Origin of the sequence: Roseateles sp. (assembly GCF_047654785.1) — a bacterium.
GTDB lineage: Bacteria > Pseudomonadota > Gammaproteobacteria > Burkholderiales > Burkholderiaceae_C > Pelomonas.
This window is the reverse complement of record NZ_JASGKQ010000003.1, coordinates 1,942,671-1,961,791: the sequence shown is the minus strand read 5'-3', so window position 1 is coordinate 1,961,791 and position 19,121 is coordinate 1,942,671. Positions and strand designations below refer to the sequence as shown.

At 72.3% G+C, this 19,121-nt stretch carries 2 protein-coding genes; both read right to left on the bottom strand.

Going from position 1 to position 19,121, the window contains the following annotated elements:
• Nucleotides 1–21: 21 nt before the first annotated feature.
• The gene (locus QM788_RS18050) at nucleotides 22–17,511 is read right to left on the bottom strand and encodes a Calx-beta domain-containing protein (RefSeq protein WP_415662829.1); all 17,490 of its coding nucleotides are present in this window, start codon (nucleotides 17,509–17,511) and stop codon (nucleotides 22–24) included.
• 47 nt (nucleotides 17,512–17,558) lie between these two features.
• The gene (locus QM788_RS18045; RefSeq protein WP_415662828.1) at nucleotides 17,559–18,944 is read right to left on the bottom strand and encodes a TolC family protein; all 1,386 of its coding nucleotides are present in this window, start codon (nucleotides 18,942–18,944) and stop codon (nucleotides 17,559–17,561) included.
• Nucleotides 18,945–19,121: the final 177 nt, after the last annotated feature.

Sequence of the window (19,121 nt, the reverse complement as noted above, 5' to 3'; positions counted from 1 at the left end):
ATTCCTGGCATCGACCGGGCATCAACCCGGCATCGGCACCGCCAGCACCTCCACCGGCGTGGCATGCACGTCCGCCACGCCCTGCAGCTGCGCCAGGGCCACGAGGCCGCTGCCGTCGCTGCCGGCATGCGTGTCGGCGTCGAAGTACAGCCGCGTCTCGCTGCCGTCCGAGATGGCGAAGATCGCCGGGCCGTGGTGGCTGCCCCTGGCCGTGATGGCGGCCTCGAGCTCGTCCAGGTGGCCGGCGCTGCCGGTGCCGAACTGGAAGGTGCCCGGGGCGAACGACACCTGGTAGACGTCGGCGTTGCCCTTCGCGGCCAGCCGCGCGAGCGTGGTGGCAAGGTCGGTGTCGAAGGCCTGCGACACGGTGACCATGCTGCCCTGGCCGAGCCCGCCGAAGGGCGCGGACACGATGCCGATCCGGTCCACGCCGGACTGGAAGTCCTGGATGACGTCCATGCCCTCGCCCGGCGCGGTGAACACGAAGCGGTCCGCCCCGGCGCCGCCCTGCAGCACGTCCGGGCCGGCGCCGCCGACCAGGGTGTCGTTGCCGTCGCCGCCGCGCAGCACGTCGCTGCCGGCGCCGCCGAGGAGCAGGTCGTCGCCGGCCAGCCCGTCGAGGGTGTCGTTGCCGTCGCTGCCTTCGACGCGGTCGTTGCCCGCCGTCGCTGTGTCGTCGTTGCCCACGATGACGCTGGCCGTGTCGCCGATCTGGCGCACGCCGTTGCTGCCGGTCACCGACACCACCATCAGCTCGTCCAGCTCCACGGTGTCGTCGCCCTGCACGTCGATGCTGAAGCTCAACGTCGCCTCGCCCGCGTTGAAGTGCAGCGTGCCCGCCGGCAGCACGTTGCCGGCGAAGTCCCCGGCGTTGACCGGCGCGAGCCCGCCGCCGGCCACCTGCCAGGCGAAGTCGCCGGCCTGCGAGGCGTTGGCGCGGGTCACGTCGAAGACGACCTGGCGCGTGCTGCCCGGCCCGCCCTCGGCGACCGTGGCCTCGCGTGCGGCCAGGGACACGCCGCTGTCGTCGTCGCGGATGACGCCGTCCACCGGCGTGCTGTCGACGTTGACGCCGCTGCCGCTGAGCGTGACCTGGAAGCTCTCGTCGCCTTCGCCCACGGTGTCGCCGCGGGCGTACAGCGTCAGCACCTGGCTGGCCGCGCCGGCCGCGAGCGTGATCGTGCCGCTCAGCGGGCTGCTGAAGTCGTCCGCGTCCACCATGCCGGTCACGTCGTAGTTCAGCGTGACCGCGTTCGCGGTCGAGCCGGAGCGCAGCACCTGGAAGGTGAAGGCCGTCAGGTCGCCGGTCCCCCCTTCGTCGCGCGCCGCGTCGAGCGCGCGCAGCGTCACGCCCAGGTCGTCGGTGCGGATGGTGCCCACCGCGCTGTTGGCCAGCGGGTTGGTGGTCACGCCGGTGCCCGGGTTGATCAGCTTCACGGCGAACTGCTCGTCGAGTTCGGTCGCCGTGTCGCCGGCGACCATCACGGTGATGGTCTTGGTCGTCTCGTTGGCCTGGAAGGTGACCAGGCCGGTGGGGAGCGTGCCGCCGAGGAAGTCGTCGCCGCTGGCCGCGCCGCCGCCGGCGCCCACCACCTCCCAGCCGACGCTGGCCTGCTGGTCCAGCGCGCCGGTGCGGGTGACGGTGAAGGTGTACGGCGTGCCGCCGCTGTTGCCTTCTCCCTGGTCGGCCTGCGCCGCCGCGATGCTGATCTGGCTGTCGTCGTTGATGATCGTGCCCTGCGCGGTGGTGTTCACCAGGTCGGCGCCGACGGCGTTGGACAGCGTCACCGTGAAGTCCTGGTCGGCGCCCAGCGTGCGGTCGCCTTCCACGTTCAGCACGATGTCCACATAGGCCTGGCCGACCGCGAACTGGATGCTGCCCGAGGGCATCGCGCCGCCGATGAAGTCCGACCCCGCGGCCGGGTAGGGGCCGGTGCCGGCCGTGCTCCAGTCGACGCTGGCGGTGCCGCTCAGGTCGCCCAGGCGCTCGACGCGGAACACATAGGGGGTGGTCTCGCCGTCATGGCCCTCGCGTTTGACCGCGTCCAGCGCCGTGATGATGATGCCCATGTCGTCGTTGTCGATGACGGTCGTGGCGGTGTCCACCAGCAGCGCCACGCCGGTCGGGTCGTACAGCCGCACCGAGAAGCCCTCGTTGCGCTCGCCGACGTCGTCGCCGTAGACCGTGATGGTGATGGTCCGCGTGACGTCGCCGGGCAGGAAGCCCACCGCGCCCGAGGGCGTCAGGCCGCCGAAGTCCTCGGCGTTCACCGGGTTGCCGCCCGCGCCGATCACCTCCCACAGCGCGCTGGCGCTGCCGCTGAAGTCGCCCGAGCGGGTGACGGTGAACGTGAAGTCGCGCGTCGTGCCCGAGGCGCCTTCCTCGGCCGAGGCCTGGTCGGCCGTGATGACCAGCACCGGGTCGTCGTTGCGGACGGTGCCGGTGGCGGAGGCCGTGCCTATCGTCGAGCCGTAGGCCGGGTTGGACAGCGTCAGCGAGAAGGTGTCGTCGAACTCGCCCAGGTCGTCGGCGCGCACGTCGATGCTGACGATCGCGCTGGTCTGGCCGTCGGCGAACTGCACCGTGCCCTGCGTCGTGACGAACGAGTTGGCGTCCAGCGGGTGCTCGCCGCTGCCGGCCACCTGCCAGTCCACGCTGGTCGCGCCGATGGCGGTGCCGCTGCGGTGGATGATGAAGCTGTACGCAGTCACGTTGCCGGCCGAGCCTTCCGGGTGGTCGGCGTCGAGGGCGGCGACCGAGAGGGTGTCGTCGTCGTCGAGGATGCTGCCCGCCGCGCTGCCGTTGGCGATGTCGGTGGCGGCATCCGGGTTGGCGAGCTCCACGGTGTAGTTCTCGGCGCCTTCGTCGAGGCCGTCGCCCGCCAGCTGCAGCGTGATGGTCTTGCTGGTCTCGCCCGCGGCGAACGACACCGTGCCGCTGGGCAGGCCGCCAAAGGCGCCCAGCAGGTCCTGGCCGGCCGCGAAGTCGGCGGCGCCGGCGCTGCCGGCCTGCACATGCCACTGCACGCTGCCGGCCCCGGCCACGTGGCCGGTGCGGGTGACCACGAAGGTGGCGGTGCCCGGGTTGCCGAGGTCGCCCTCGGCGACGTTGGCGTTGCCGGCGGCCACCGACACCTGCGCGTCGTCGTTGCGGATCACGCCGCCGGCCGACGCGGCGGCCGGGTCCACCGTGGAGCCGGTGCCCGGATTGAGCAGCGCCACCGTGAAGCTCTCGTCGCCCTCGACGCTGCGGTCGCCCGCCGTCGCCACGGTGATCGTGGCGCTGGCCTGTCCGTCGGCGAACGTGATCTGCCCGCTGGTGGCGGCGAAGTCGTCCGCATCGGTGCTGCCGTGGACGATGTGCCAGTCCACCGTGGACGTGCCCGTGAGGCTGCCGGTGCGGGTGACGGTGAACGTGCGCGCGCCGCTGCTGCCGGCCCCGCCTTCCGGCCCATCGGCATCGCTGCCGGCGATGGACAGCACGTCGTCGTCGTTGGTGATGGTGGCGACCAGCGAGTCGGTGCCCAGCTCCTGGTAGCCGGTGCCGGACGGCGGTGCCAGCGTCACGGTGAACTGCTCGTCGGCCTCCAGCAGGGCGTCGGCGGCCAGCGTGACGGTGAACTCCTGCATGCTCTCGCCAGCGGCGAAGACGAGCAGGCCCGAGGGCAGCGCGCCGCCGGCAAAGTCGGCCGTATCCGCCGCGTCCGCACCGGTGCCGGCCAGGCTCCAGGCCACCGAGCCGGCGCCGAGGCCGCCGCTGCGGACGACGCGGAAGGTGAAGCTGTTGCCGGTTTCGTCCTCCGACGCCGGTGCCGACACCAGCGTCAGGTTCCACAGCGTGTCGTCGCTCAGGATCGTGCCTTGCGCCGTGCCCGAGCTGATCTCGGTGCCGGCCGAGGCGCCCGACAGCACGAGCTGGAAGGGCTCGTCGGACTCGATGGTGTGGTCGCCCTGCACCCAGATCTCGACGGTCTTCGAGGTCTCGCCGCTGGCGAAGCTCACCGTGCCCGAAGGCAGCGTGCCGCCCACGAAGTCGGCGGCCGTGATGCCGTTGCCGGCCGGCACGGACCAGGTCGCGGTACTCGTCTGCGCCAGGTTGCCGGTGCGCAGCACCTCGAAGCTGAACAGCGTGCCGCTGGCGCCGTCGGCGTTCTCGTGGCGCACGGCGTCCACCGGCTGCACGGCCAGGGCGGCGTCGTTGTTGAGGATCGTGGTGTCGACGTGGTCGTTCGTGTAGTGCACGCCGGCCGGGCCGGTGATGCTCAGGCGGAAGCCTTCGTCCGCCTCCTTGTTGTTGTCGCCCGCGATGGGTACGACGAGGGTCTTCGAGGTCTCGCCCGCGGCAAAGCTGATGCTGCCGGTCAGCGCGACGAAGTCGGCGGCGTCGGTCGGGTCCGCCCCGAGGCCGGTGACGGCCCAGGTGATCGTCTGGCTGGCGCTGGTGTTGCCCGAGCGGGTCACGGTGTAGGTGGCCGGCGTGGTGCCGGCGTCGCCTTCGGCCATGGTCGCGGGGCCGGTGAGGTCGAACCAGGTGTCGTCGGCGACGATGCTGCCGTCGGCCGTGGCCGTGGTCAGCACGATGCCGGCGCTCGGGTTGCTGAGCGTGACGGTGAAGCCCTCGGTGAGCTCGGCTGCGAGGTCGCCGGCCACGGCCACCGTCAGCGTGATGCTGGCCTGGCCCGCCGGCAGCGTCAGCGTGCCCGAGGGCAGCGCGTTGCCGGCGAAGTCCGCCGCGTCGGCCGCGTTCGTGCCGGAGCCGGCCACGGCCCAGTCCACGGTGCCCACCGTGGAGAGGTCGCCCGTGCGGGTCAGCGTGAAGGTGTAGTCCGTCGTGCCGCTGTCGCCTTCGGCCTTCACGGCGCTGGTGGCCGCGATGGCGAGCGTGGCGTCGTCGTTCACGATGGTCGCGGTGGCCGAGTTGCCGACGATGAGCGAGCCGGTGGAGCCCGACAGCGTCACGATGAGGGTCTCGTTGCCTTCCAGCACCGTGTCGCCGAGCACGTCGATGGTGATGATCTGGCTGGACTCGCCGGCCGCGAAGTGGACCGTGCCCGAGGGCAGCACGTTGCCCACCAGGTCCGTCGCGTCCGCCGTGCCGCCGGTGACGGCCCAGTTCACCGACGAGGGGGAGGACAGGTCGCCCCGGCGCTTGATCTCGAAGGTGAACGCCGTGCTGCCGCCGTGGCCCTCGGCCTGCATCGGCTGCTGCGCGGTGATGGCGACGCCGTTGTCGTCGTTGAGGATGGCGCCGGTGGCGCTGGCGTCGGCCAGGCTGTCGCCCGCGGTGCCGGCGCCCAGCGTCAGCGCGACCGTGTAGGTCTCGTCGGACTCGGACACGTTGTCGACGCTCGGGCTGATGGTGATGAGCTTGCTCGTCTCGCCCGGGGCGAAGGTCACGCTGCCCGAGGGCAGGGTGCCGCCGAAGTCGGCCGCGTTCGCCGGCTTCGGGCCGCTGCCGGTCACGGCCCAGGCCACGGTCTGGTTCTGCGCGGTGTCGTGCGAGCGGGTGATCGTGAAGGTGTGCGGGCCGGCGTCCTCGTCGCCTTCGGCGGCGGTGGCGGCGATGCTGAAGCTGCTGTCGTCGTTGCGGACGGTGCCGATGGCCTCGATGCGCTGCGGGTCGTTGATGCCGGCCAGGTTGTACAGCTGCACCTTGAAGGTTTCCATCGCCTCCGGCGTGATGTCGCCGGCCACGTCCACGGTGATGGTCTTGGTGGTCTCGTTCGCGGCGAACTCGATCAGGCCGGTGGTGGGGCCGATGATGTCGTCGTCGCTGGTGGTGACGTGCGTCAGCATCCATTCGGCCGACGACGCGCCGGCCACGGCGCCGCCGCGCGTCACCGTGAAGCTGATGGTCGCGCTGCCGCTGTCGCCTTCCGTCACGGCCGCGTCGGCGACCGAGATCGAGGTGTCCTCGTTGGTGATGGTGGTCGTGGCGGTGGACGTGACGATCTGGCCGAAGGACGGGTTGGACAGCACGACCGAGAAGGCCTCGTGGGCCTCGGCGAGGGAGTCGCCGCGCACCTCCACGGTGATGGTCTTGGTGGTTTCCACGCCGTTGAAGGTGATGACCCCCGAGGGCAGCGCGTCGCCGACGAAGTCGGCGGCGTTGGCCGGGTGCGCGCCGCTGCCGACCAGCGCCCAGTCCACCGTGCTGGTGGTGCCGGTGCCGTTGGCGTTGATCAGGCGCGTGACCGTGAAGGTCACGTTCTGCACCTGCCCGGTGTCGCCCTCCACCACCGAGGCGCTGTCGGCCGTCACGGTGTACTTCACGTCGTCGTTGAGCAGCGTGGCGCTGAAAGACGCGCTGGCCGTGGTCGCGACCGCGTCGAAGGCCGGGTTGAAGGTGACGCCCGGGTCGGTGGAGCTGAGCGTGAAGGTGAAGGTTTCGTCCGCCTCGATTGCCGTGTCGCCGGCCAGGATGGGCAGCGACACCAGCTGCTGGTGGATGCCGTTCGGGTTGCCCGTGACCGGCGGCAGCACGAAGCTGCCCGACGTCCGCACGAAATCGCTGTTGTTGGTGGTGCCGTGCGTGATCGTGTAGTTGACCGTGATCGCGTCCATGCGGCCGTAGCGCGAGATCGTGAACTCGAAGTTCCCGGGGTTCGCGTCGCCTTCCAGGACCTTGTTCGTGTAGGTGTTGCCGACCAGGTCGCCCACGTACAGGCGCACGTCGTCGTTCAGGATCTGCGTCGTGGCGACGGTCTGCGTGCCGATGCTGGTCGGGCCGTAGCTGGCGCCGTTGGCCCAGCGCGGCGCGATCTCCACGGTCAGCGCCTCGCCGATGTCGCCGTGGGCCTGCTTGTCGGCGACCAGCTTGAGGCGGATCTCGGCCGAGGACTGGTTGGCGGCCAGGTTGACGATGCCGTACGCGCGGCTGCGCTCGTAGTCCCATTGGATGTCTTGCAGCGCGCCGCCGTTGACCGAGTATTTGCCCTTGCTGTCGGCCAGCGGGTCGCTGCCGTTGATGTGGATGCCGTAGAAGTCCAGCACCACGCTCACCGGCACGTTCATCGTGCTGCCGCTCAGCGACGGGTTGGCCGCGCTGCGGGTCACCGTGTAGACCACGTCGGTGGTGCCGCCGCTGGAGCCCTCGTACTGGCTCGCCTGCGCCGCGGTGATGTTGATGAGCGGGTCGGCGTCGTCGTCGTAGATGCGCACCCGCGCCGTGTTGGCGAGCTGGCTCACGCCGCCGGTCGATGGGTTGGAGACGCTGACGCTGAAGTCCTCGTACCAGCTCTCGGGCAGGCTGTCCGCGGCCACCGTGAGCAGCACGGTCTTGCTGTCCTCGCCCGCGGCGAACGAGATGGCGCCGCCGTTGGCCAGCGCGTTGCCGTCGACGCTGGCGCCGAGGATGTCGCTGGCGTCGGCCTTGTACCAGGTCGCCTTCGTGGCGTTGCTCTCGTTCGTGTTCTCCGTGCCGGGGAAGCTCATGTTGAACTGGACCGTGCCGGCGTTGGCCGAGCTGCCGGTGCGCGAGACCACGACGGCCACCGTCGTCGTGCCGCCCGTGCCTTCGACGACGTCGACGTTCGCCACCGAATACAGCGGGTCGTCGTTGCCGATGTAGACGAACTTTTCTTTCCGCTGCTCGGCGAGGCTGCCGCCGGTCACCCCGGTCATCTGCACCTGGAAGGTCTCCAGGTCCTCGGCCGCGGTGTCGCCGCGCACCTGGATCTCGATGGCCTTCCAGCGCTCGCCGTCCGCGAAGGTGACGCTGCCGCTCGTCGCCTGGCCCACGGCCAGGTCGGTGGCGTTGGCCGCCACCGTGCCGTCGTCGGCGACGAAGTTGATCTTCCAGTTGACCGTGGTCGTGCCGGCCTGTGAGAGGTCCCGCTCCAGCCAGACGTAGCGGGTGCTCGAACCGGTGTCGCCCTCGCTCAGCGCGTTGTGCCGGCCGTAGTACGTCGTGCGGCCGGCGTCGCCTTCCGCGCGGATGTAGACGATGTTCTCGTCGCGCAGGATGCGGCCTTCGGCGGTCGTCTGCGTCACCGCGTCGACGTTGGCCGAGGTGCTGCCGAGCTTCAGGTGGAACCACTCGTTGTTTTCCACCGTCGCGTCGCCGCGGGCCTGGAAGGTGATGGTCTTGGACGACTCGCCGGCGGCGAAGCTGAGCACGCCGGACGGCAGCACGCCGTTCTTGAAGTCCGCCGCGTCGGCCGCGTTCTCGCCCTGCCAGCCGCGCTCGTCGGAGTAGATGCCGCCGTAGGTGGCGGACCAGTTGTAGCCGGTGACGGCCCAGTTCACCGTGCTCACGGCGCCGAGGAAGCCGCTGCGGGTGACCTGGTAGCTGTAGGTCGCCTCCGTGCCGGCCACGCCCTCGACCTGGTCGATGCGCCCGCCCTGCAGCGCGACGGTGATGTCGTCGTTCAGGATGATGCCGGTGGCCGTCGCCTGGCTGCCCAGCGTCGTGCCGATCGACGGCCCGGACAGCGCGATGGTGAAGCTCTCGTCGGCCTCGATATCGTGGTCCCCGGCGAGGTTGACCGTGATGGTCTTGCTGGCCTCGCCCGCGGCGAAGGTCACCATGCCGCTCGGCAGCGCGTTGCCGAGGAAGTCGTTGGCGTCGGCGCTGCCGGCGGTGACGGTCCAGTTGGCCGTGCTGGTCTGCTGCAGGTCGCCGATGCGCACGACCGTGAAGGTCATCGCGGCGCTGGCGTCGGTCTCGCTGAAGCTGACCGTCGGGGCGCTGAAGCTGAGCTGCGAGTCGTCGTTGCGCACCGTGCCGTCGGCCGAGGCGGCGCCGATGCTGCCGTCCGACGAGTTGGACAGCGTCACCCGCAAGGTCTCGTTGCTTTCGAGCAGGCCGTCGCCGGCCACCATCAGCGTGATGGTCTGGCTGGTCTCGTCGGCCGCGAAGCTGATCAGGCCGCTGGGCATGCCTCCGTTGTCGCCCAGCGCGTCCTGGCCGGGCTCGAAGTCGTCGGCATCCACCGGGTTGGTGCCGCCGCCGACGCGCCATTCGACCGAGCCGGGGCGCGACACGTCGCCGCTGCGGGTGATGGTGAAGGTGAAGGGGCTGCTGAAGTTGGTGCCTTCCGCGCGGTTGGCCAGCAGCGTCGTGATGTTGAGGCCGGCGTCGTCGTTCAGGATCACCGTCGCCGCCGAGGCGGCCCCGAGGCTGGTGTTGTCCGGCGCGTTCGACAGCGTGACGGTGAGCGTCTCGTCGGCCTCGAACCCCGCATCGCCCAGCACCTGCATGGTGAGGGTCTTGCTGGTCTCGCCGTCGGCAAAGGTCAGCGTGCCCGACGGCAGCTGGCCGTCGGCGAAGTCGTCGGCGCTCAGGCCGGTGGCCGTCCAGTCGATGGTGCGGCTGCCGCGCAGCAGGCCGGTGCGGTTGACCGTGAAGGTGACGGTGGTGTCCGTGCCGGTGTTTTCGAGCACCTGGGTGGCCTGGGCGACGACGTCGAACTGGTCGTCGTCCGTCTCGATGGTGGTGCTGGCGAGCTCGCCGCCGCTGACCAGGGTGCCGGCGCTGGGGTTCTGCAGCTGCACCGAGAAGGTCTCGTCGGCCTCGACGGCGGTGTCGCCGCGCACCTGGACCGTGATGACCGCGGTGGCGGCGCCCGCCGCGAAGTGGACGGTGCCGCTGGGCAGGCCGCCGTTCGTGCCCAGGCCGTCCTGGGCGGCGGCGAAGTCGGTGGTGTCGGTGTCGTCGGACACCACCAGCCACTGCACCGAGGCCGCAGCCGACAGGTTGCCGGTGCGGGTGACGGTGAAGCTGAACGGGGTGCTGTTGCCGGCCGTGTCCTCCGCCGCTGCGGCGGGGCCGGTGATCGCGTAGCTGGTGTCGTCGTTGGTGACCACGGTTTGCGCGCTGGCGCCGGTGATCAGGCCCTGGCTGCTGTTCGACAGCGTCAGCGTGAAGGCCTCGTCGCTCTCGATGTCGCGGTCGCCGGTGACCAGCAGGGTCACGGTGGCCGTGCTCGCGCCGGCGGCGAAGTTGAGCGTGCCGGACGGCAGCACGCCGCCCAGGACGTCCGCGCCGTCGCCGCCGTTCGCGCCGGTGATCGCGAAGTCGATGGTGGCCGAGTTCGCCAGGTTGCCGGTGCGGGTGACGGTGTAGACGACGCTGGTGTTGCCGCTGTGGCCTTCGGCGACGCTCGCGGCGGCCGTGACCGCGAACGCCGTGTCGTCGTTGCGGATCACGCCGTCCGCCGTGGCGCCCCGGATCGCCTGCGGCGTCTGGTCGGCGAGCATGGCGTTGGACAGCGTGACCGTGAAGCCCTCGTTCAGCTCCAGGACCAGGTCGGCGGCGACGCTCACGTCGAGGGTCTTCGAGAGCTCGCCGGCGGCGAAGTGCAGCGTGCCGCCGGGCAGCGCGCCGCCGTGGAAGTCGTCGGCGTCGGCCGCGGCCTGCGCGCCGCTGGCGGCGGCGTTGCCGGTCACGGCCCACTCGACCTGCGCGGCCGAGTCGCCGTTGCCGATGCGCACGACGATGAACTGGTAGCTGACCACGCCGGCATCGCCCTCGCGGGCCGGGTGGGCGGCGGCGGTGATCGAGAAGCCGAGGTCGTCGTTGGTGATGGTGGTCGTGGTGCTGCCGGTGAGCAGCGCGCTGTTCGGGGACTGCGGCTCCAGCCGCACGGTGAAGGCTTCGTCGAGCTCCGGCGTCGCGTCGCCGCGCAGCCGCACGTTGATGGTGGCGCTGGCCTGGCCGGCGGCGAAGTTGATCTTGCCCGAGGGCAGGCCGGCGTTGCTGCCGAGCGCATCCTGCGCGGCGGCGAAGTCGGTGGCGTTCGCCGCCGTCGCGCCGCCGTCGGTCTCGACCCGCCAGTCCACCACGGCGGCCGAGAGCGCGCCGCTGCGGGTGACGGTGTAGGCGACGGTCTGTGTGCCGGTGTCGCCCTCGGCCACGCTGGCCGGGCCGCTGAGGGTGTAGCCGGTGTCGTCGGTGGTGACGACCGTGGTGGCGGACCCGGCCACGATCACGCCGTTGCCGGACGGGTTGGCGAGTGTGACGGTCAGCGTCTCGTCGGGCTCGAACGTGGCGTCGCCGGTGAGCGTGAACGAGATGGTCGCGGTGGCCTGGTCCGGTGCGAAGGACGCGGTGCCGGCGAACACGGTGCCGGGGTCGAAGTCGTCGGCGTCCAGGCCGGCGGCGCTCCAGTCCACCGTCCGGCTGCTGTGGAGGTCGCCGCTGCGGCTGATGACGAACTGCAGGGTCTGGCTGGTGCCGGCGGCGCCCTCGGCGACCGAGGCCTGGGCGGCCGCGATCGAGAAGCCGGCGTCGTCGGCCAGCACCAGGCCGTCGGCGCTGGCCGTGTTCAGGTCGGCGCCGCTGACGTTGCTCAGCGTCACGGTGAAGCCCTGGTCGGCCTCGATCGTGGTGTCGGCTGCGATCGAGATGGACACGGTCTTCGTGGTCTCGCCCGGCAGGAAGGTGAGGGCGCCGGTCGTCACGGCGAAGTCGCCGGCAGCGACCGGGTTCGCGCCGCTGCCCGCCACCGTCCAATCCACGGTGGTGGTGCCGGTGAGGATGCCGCTGCGCTCGACGGTGAACACATGCACCGTGGCGCCGGCATCGCCCTCGGCCAGCGCGGTGGTGGTGGCCTGGATGGCCAGGCCGGTGTCCTCGTCGGTGATGAGGTTGTCCGCCGTGCCGACGCCGATCTCCGTGCCGTCGGGCGCGTTGATCAGCGTCACGGCGTAGCCCTCGGGGCCCTCGAAGCGGCTGTCGCCGGCCACCGGCACGGTGATCGTCGCGGTGGCCTGCCCGGCCGCGAAGGTCACGGTGCCGGACGGCAGCACGCCACCGGCGAAGTCGACGGCGTCGGCGGGGTTGGAGCCCTGGCCGCTCAGCTGCCAGCCGACGGTGGTGGCGTTCGCCAGGTTGCCGGTGCGGGTGACGGTGAAGGTGGCGTTGGTGACGTCGCCGGGGCCGCCTTCCACCACGTCGGCCTGGTCGGCCGACAGGACCAGGCGGTTGTCGTCGTCGGTGATCGTGACCGTGGTGCTCGCGTCGCCGATGCTGAGGCCCACGCTCGGGCTGTGCAGCGTGACCGTGAAGTTCTCGCTGCCCTCGAGCAGCGAGTCGGCGGCGACCGCCAGCGTGAAGGTCTGCGTGGCCTCGCCCGGCGCGAACGTGACGACGCCGCTGGGCAGCGTGCCGCCCGCGAAGTCGGCCGCGTCGGCGGAGCCGGCGCTCACCTGGTAGCTGGCGCTGTGGCTGACCGACAGGTCGCCGACGCGCTGCACGGTGACGGTGACCAGCGTCATGCCGCCGCTGCCTTCCACCACCGGCGCATGCGGCAGGATGGAGATCGTCGCGTCGTCGTTGCGGACGGTGCCGGCCGTGTCGGGGTTGACGATGGAGATGCCGGCGGACGGCGTGTCGAGGTGGATCGTGAAGCCTTCGTCCGACTCGCCGTCTGTGTCCGCCGCGAGCGGCACGGTCACCGTGATGGAGCCGACGCCGCGCGGGAAGTGGACCGTGCCCGAGGGCAGCACGCCGCCGGGGAAGTCGGCCGCGTCGACCGGGTTCGCGCCGGCCGGCTGCAGCGACCAGTTCAGGCTGCCAGCCGTGGTCAGGTCGCCGTTGCGCTGCAGCTGAAAGCTGAGCGACGCGGGCGCGGCCGGGTTGCCCTCGGCCAGGTCCAGGCCGGTGGCCACCAGGGTGATGGCGCTGTCGTCGTTGAGGATGACGCCGTTGGCCTGGGCCGTGGTGATCACCACGCCCGGCTGGGTGGTGGCGATGGTGACGGTGTAGCCCTCGTTGGTTTCGAACAGCCCTTCGGCCGCGGGCATCAGCGTGATGGTCTTCTGGGTCTCGCCGACGCCAAAGCTGACGGTGCCGGACGGCCAGCTGCCGCCGAAGTCGGCCGCGTTGGCCGCGAAGCCGCCCACGCCGGAGGCGCTCCAGCTGAGCGTCGCGGGCGCGTCGAGGTAGCCGCTGCGCGTGACGACGAAGGTGTGGACATGGCCCGTGCCGGTGCCTTCCTTGAGCACCGCGTTCTGCGCGGCGATGGCGACGGTCATGTCGTCCGGGTCGATGCCGGCGACGGCGAAGCCGCGGTCGATGGCGGTGTTCGGCTGGGTCGTCACCAGTTGCACCGCGTAGCTCTCGTAGCCTTCGTGGCGGTCGTCGCCGTCGAGGCTGATCTCCAGCAGCACGCTGGCCTGGCCCGGCGCGAAGCTCACGGTGCCCGTGGGCAGCACGCCACCCTGGAAGTCCGCGGCGTCCGCCGGGTTCTCGCCGTAGCCGGCGGTGGTGTAGCCGACGGTGGCGGCGTTCGACAGGTTGCCGCTGCGGGTGACGAGGAACTGCTGCACGCCGCCGGTGCCGTTGCCTTCCATGGTCGACGGCGTGACGGCGGTGATGTTGAAGACGATGTCGTCGGTGCGGATGACGCCCTGGGCCTCGCCGTAGAGGATCTGCTGGCCGGGCGGCGGGTTCGACAGCGCCACGCCGAAGGTCTCGTCCATCTCGATGACGGCGTCGCCCTTCACCCAGACGGTGACGAGCTTGACGAGTTCGCTGGCCGCGAAGGTCACCGTGCCGCTGGGCAGGCCGCCGTTGCTGGACAGCGCGTCCTGGCCGGCGACGAAGTCGTTGGCGTCCACGCCGTCGCCGCCCAGCGAGAACAGCCGCCACTGGATGGACGCGCCGGTGTTGAGCGTCTCCGAGCGGCGCACCTCGAAGGTGATGGCGGTCTGGCCGCCGGTGCTGCCTTCCATGACGTCCATCGCCACGCCCTGGAGGGTGAAGCCGACGTCGTCGTTGCGCAGCAGCGTGGTCGCGGTGGCCTGGCCGATCTGGGCGTTCGCGCCGGGGTTGCCCAGCTGGACGGTGAGCGCCTCGTCCGGTTCGATCATGCGGTCGCCGGCGACCTGCAGCGTGATCTGCTTGCTCGTCTCGCCCGCGGCGAAGTACACGGTGCCGGCCGGCAGCGCGCCGCCCGCGAAGTCGTCGGCATCGACGCCGCCGCCCACCGTCCAGTCCACCTGGCTGGCGGCCAGGCCGTTGGTGCGGCTGACGGTGAAGCTGAGGCTGCGGGTGGCGCCGGTGTCGCCTTCGGTGAGGCTCACCGCGTCGGCGGAGATCGAGATCATGCCGTCGTCGTTGACGACGGTGGTGGTGGCGACGCCGTGGTCGAGCACGGCCAGCCGCGGGCCCGGGTTGACGAGCGTGACCGTGAGCGTCTCGTCGAGCTCGACGGCGCGGTCGCCTGCCAGCGTCAGCTCGAGGGTGTGGCTCAGCTCGCCGGCGGCGAACTGCACGGTGCCCGACGGCAGCACGCCGCCGAAATCGGCCGCGTCCACGCCCGACAGCTGCCAGCCGACGCTGGTGGCGTGGCGGTCGGTGGTGCGCGAAACCGTGAAGCGCAGCACCTGGGTGCTGCCCTGGTCGCCTTCGACGACGCTGGCCTGCAGCGCGGTGATCGAGGCCTCGTCGTCGTCGTTGACGATGGTGGTGGTCGCGGCGCCGGCGGTGCTGGAGATGGCCAGGTTGGCGCCGGGATTCAGCAGCGTGACCGTCAGCGCCTCGTCGGCCTCGTTGCGGCTGTCGCCGGCCAGCGGCACGGTGATCACCCGGCTCAGCTCGCCGGCGGCGAACTGCACCGTGCCCGACGGCAGCACGCCGCCGACGAAGTCGGCCGCGTCGACGCCGCCGCCGGCCACCCAGTCGACGCTGGAGGCGCTGCTGCCGTTGCTGCGGCTGACCGTGAAGCTGATCTGCCGGCTGGTGCCGGCGTTGCCCTCGTCCACTTCGCTGGCGGCGGCGGTGATGGAGACGATGGCGTCGTCGTTGACGATGGTCACGGCGGCCGTGCCGGCCTGCGGGTCGGGCTGGGCATTGCGGCCGGGCAGCACCTGCAGGGTCAGCGTCTCGTCGGGCTCGACGACGCGGTCGCCGCTGACCTGCAGGGTGATGGTGCGCACCAGCTCGCCCGGGGCGAACTGCACGCTGCCCGATAGCGGCCCGCCGCCGAGGTCGTCGGCATCGACGCCGAGCGCCTGCCAATCGACGTTCGCCGCGGCGTTGCCGTTGCTGCGCGTGAAGGTGAAGGTGAGCACCTTGCTGCTGCCGGCGTCGCCTTCGACGATGCTGCTGGCGCTGCTGGTGACCGACACCAGCGAGTCGTCGTCCCGCAGGGTGACGGCCGCCGTCGGCGTGCCGCCCGGCAGCAGGTTGCGGCCCGGGGCCAGCGTCACGGCCAGGGTTTCGTCGGCGCCGACGCTGCGGTTGCCCACCGGCATCAGGGTGATGGTGCGGCTGGTCTCGCCGGGCGCGAAATCGACCGTGCCCGACGGCAGCACGCCGCCGAAGCGGGCGGGATCGACGCCCGCGGCCTGCCAGTCCACGCTGGCGCTGCCCGCGCCGTTGCTGCGGGTGACGACGAACTGCACCGGCACGGCCTCGCCGGTGTCGCCTTCCAGCGCGGTGGACTGCACGGCGCCGACCGAGACGGTGCCGTCGTCGTCCAGCACGGTCGTGGTGGCGGTGGCGGCGGCCGGATCGACGCTCAGGTTGGGGCCGGGCTTGAGCGCCACGGTCAGCGGCTCGGTGCCGAGCGTGCCGCGGTCGCCGCGCAGCGTCAGCGTGACGAGCTGCGAGGTCTCGCCGTCGGCGAAGTGGACGGTGCCCGTGGGCAGCTGGCCGCCGAAGCGCGCCGGGTCCACCCCCGAGGCCTCCCAGTCGGCCGAGGCCGGGCCGTTCGCGCCGGAGCGGGTGACGACGAAGGAGATGGTGGTCTCCTCGCCGACGTCGCCCTCGGCCACCTGGGCCAGGACCGGCGCGATCGACACGACGCTGTCGTCATCGACGATGGTGGTGCTGGCGAGGGTGGCGGCCGGGTCCGCGCGCAGGTCGCCGCGCGGGGTGATCTGCACGGACAGGGTCTGGTCCGGCCCCGGCGTGCGGTCGCCGGTCAGTTCGAGGGTGATGAGCTGCGAGGTCTGGCCGGCGGCGAAATGCACCGTGCCCGACGGCAGCAGGCCGCCGAAGCGGGCCGGGTCCACGCCCAGCGCCTGCCAGTCGACGTCGGCCTCGCCGTCGGCGCTGTTGCGCGTCAGCGTGAAGCTGAACGCGCGCACCTCGCCCTGGTCGCCCTCGAACACCCGCGGGCTGCCCGCGGTGACGCCCACCAGCAGGTCGTCGTCGACCAGCGTGGTCGTGGCCGTGCCCTGGCCGGGGGCCAGCTCCAGGTTCCGCGTCGGCAGCAGCGAGAGGGTCAGGTCCTGCGTGCCGGTGAGCGCCCGGTTGTCGGGCAGCGTCAGCGTGATGACCTGGCTGGTCTCGCCGTCGGCGAAGGTGACGGTGCCCGACGGCAGCGTGCCGCCGAACCAGGCCGGGTCCACGCCCGCGGCTTGCCAGTCGGCGGCGCCGATGCCATGGCCCTGGCTGCGGGTGACGGTGAAGCTGATGGTCTGCGAGCTGCCCTCGGGGCCCTCGACCACGCGGGTCGCGTTGGCGGCGATGGCGACGGTGGCGTCGTCGTCGCGCACGGTGACCTCGGCCACCGGCTCGTCGATGATGATCTGGCCCGGGATGCCGCCGCCCAGCGTGACGGTGAGCAGGCGCGCGGCGCCAGCCTCCTCGACGCGGTTGCCGGCCAGGGTCAGCGTGATCGTGGCCTCGGCCTGCCCGGCGGCGAAGCTGACGGTGCCGGCCGGCAGCACGCCACCCGGGAACATCTCGGCCGGCAGGCCGGTCGCGGCCCAGGTCAGCTCGGCCGGCATGAACGGGTTGTCGCGCGTGATGGTGAAGCGCACCTCGGTCGGATGGCCGGCGTCGCCCTCGAAGACCTCGGCCTGGTCCGCGCGCAGCGCGACGTGCGACTCCGGCAGGCTGCCCATCGGCGCGGGCGGCGTGCCGGGCGCCGGCGCGGCCGACGAGGGCTGGTGGAACTCGGCCACGCCGCCCGGCAGCGAGAGGCGCGAGCCCTCCACCGTCAGCACCGCGGTCTCGGGCGGGATGAAGCGGATCAGCTGCGGCGCGCTCGCGTCGCCGGTGAGGGCGGTGATCTCGGGCGACGGCGCGTTGTTGAACGTGGTCATCGTCCGGCTGTAGGGGTCGCCGGTCAGGCCGGTGACCTCGGGGCCGGTGAAGCTGCCGAAGGCGCGGCTGGCGGCCGGCCCGGACGCCTCCGGGAGCGGCGCGTCCGGCGCGTCCCAGAACGACGGCGCGACGAAGGGGCCGGCGGGTTCCTGGCGGCCGGCCTCGGGCGCGGCGGGGGCGGCCTGTGCCGGGTGCGGCGCCGGGGCGCTGCCGTCCGCCGCCTGCTCCGGCGGCGCATGGGCGGCCATGTCCTGCATGACGGCCTGCAGCAGCAGCGCCTGCGGCGGCTGGCCGGCGGCCCGGGCCATGCGCAGCGCCTGGGCGAGCACCTCCAGCAGGCGGTCGGCCAGCGCGTCGGCCTCGGCGGCCGGCAGGCCGCGCGCGAGCAGGAAGGCGCGCAGCGCGTCGAGCGGGGCGGCGGCGTCCGTCGGGGAGGCCTGGCTGGCCTGGAGCGCCTGCTCGAGGGCGAGATGCAGCGTGTCGAGCGACAGGTCGGTGGAGGTGGTCATGCGGAGGCGGGCGGCGGGGGGGCAGGGGGCGCGCGGGGCGGCGGGGCTCAGTGGGCGGCGGCGGCCGGCGCGTCGCCGGTCAGGTCGCTGCCGGGGACGACGATGCCCGGCTCGCGGAACAGCGCGGGCGTCAGCTTGCCGCCGGCGCGCATCACGCGGTAGGCGGCGACCACCTCGTCGATGCGCGCGGCGATCGCGTCGCTCTGCGCGTTCAGCAGGCCGGTCTCGCCGCTCAGCAGGTCCAGCAGCGTGCGGCGGCCCAGCTCGCGCTCGCGGCGGCCCAGGTCCAGGAACTTGCCGGACAGCGCGACCTGGTCGTTCAGGTAGGCCGAGCGCTCGCGGGCGGTGCGCCAGCCGGTCCAGGCGTTGCGCAGCTCTTCCATGGCCTGGATGCGCACATAGCCGGCCTTCTCATCGGCCGAGATGGCGGCCTGGTCGGCGGCGTCGGTGACGCGCGCGGCGCGCATGCCGACGTCGAAGGACCAGCTCAGCCGCACCTGGGCGCGGGTGTCGTCGCGCCTGCCCAGCACGCCGTCCAGCTCGTCGTAGCGGCTGCGCGAGACCTGCAGGTCCACGCGCGGGGCCAGTTCGCGGGAGCGCTGCTGGTCGCGCTCGGCATGGGCCACCTGCGCGCGGGCCTGGGCGGCGATGAGGTCGGGGTTGCCGCCGAGCCAGTGCTCGTCCAGCACCGCCTCCTCGCTGGCCGGCAGCAGCGCGGCCGGGGCCGCCAGGGCCTCCAGGTCCTCGGCCGTCGCGGGGCGTTCGCCGAACACGGCCTCGTAGCGGTTGACCGCCTCCTGCCACTGGCGCTCGGCGGCGATGCGGCGGGCCTGCACGCCGGCGAGCTGGGCCTTGGCCTGCAGCACGTCCGTGGCGTAGCCGCGGCCCGCCTCCAGCCGGGTGTTCTCCAGCTGGGTCTGGCGCTGCACATAGTCCTCGGAGCGGCGCGCGAACTTGACCACCTGGCTGGCCCGGATCAGCGCCAGCTGCGCCTCGACGGCGGCCAGCAGCAGGTTCTGGCGCTGCAGCTCCTGCTCGCGGCGTTCCTTGTCGGCCACCAGCCGGGCGGTGCGCACGCGGTCGCCGGTGGCGCCGAAGTCCGAGATGAGCTGGTTCACCGAGACCGACTGCTCGCGCGGGTTGAACGAGCCGGTGGTGCCGATGTCGCGGTCGATCTTCTGCCGGCCGGCCGTCATGCTGAGCGACACGCGCGGGTAGTAGGCGCTCTGCTCCGCGCCGATGGCGGCGTCGGCGCTGGCCACGTCGGCGGCCACCACGCGCATCAGGCGGTGCTCCTGCAGCAGGCGGTCGATGCGGTCCGGCAGCGAGCGGCCCGGCGCCGCGGGCTGGGCGGCGGCGGGGCCGGCCAGCGCGAGGAGCACGGCGGCGTGCAGGGCGGCGAGGAGCGGGCGGGCGGCGAGGCGGAGCGTCATGGTGGTTTTCGTGAAAGCTGGCGGGGGGCGGGGCGGCTCGCGCAGAGCTTCCCGGACGCCATGCTCCCCGAGGTGGGGCCCGCCGATGCACCATGAAGGGGCGGAATCGCCCGCTTGTTCACGGATTCGCCCGCGACGCGCCTGCCCACAATGAATGGGCCTGTCACCTCCATGTCA

Bases quoted from the DNA above. Each gene is read 5' to 3' on its own strand.
- QM788_RS18050 (WP_415662829.1), bottom strand. From the start codon at position 17,511: ATGACCACCTCCACCGACCTGTCGCTCGACACGCTGCATCTCGCCCTC.
- QM788_RS18045 (WP_415662828.1), bottom strand. From the start codon at position 18,944: ATGACGCTCCGCCTCGCCGCCCGCCCGCTCCTCGCCGCCCTGCACGCC.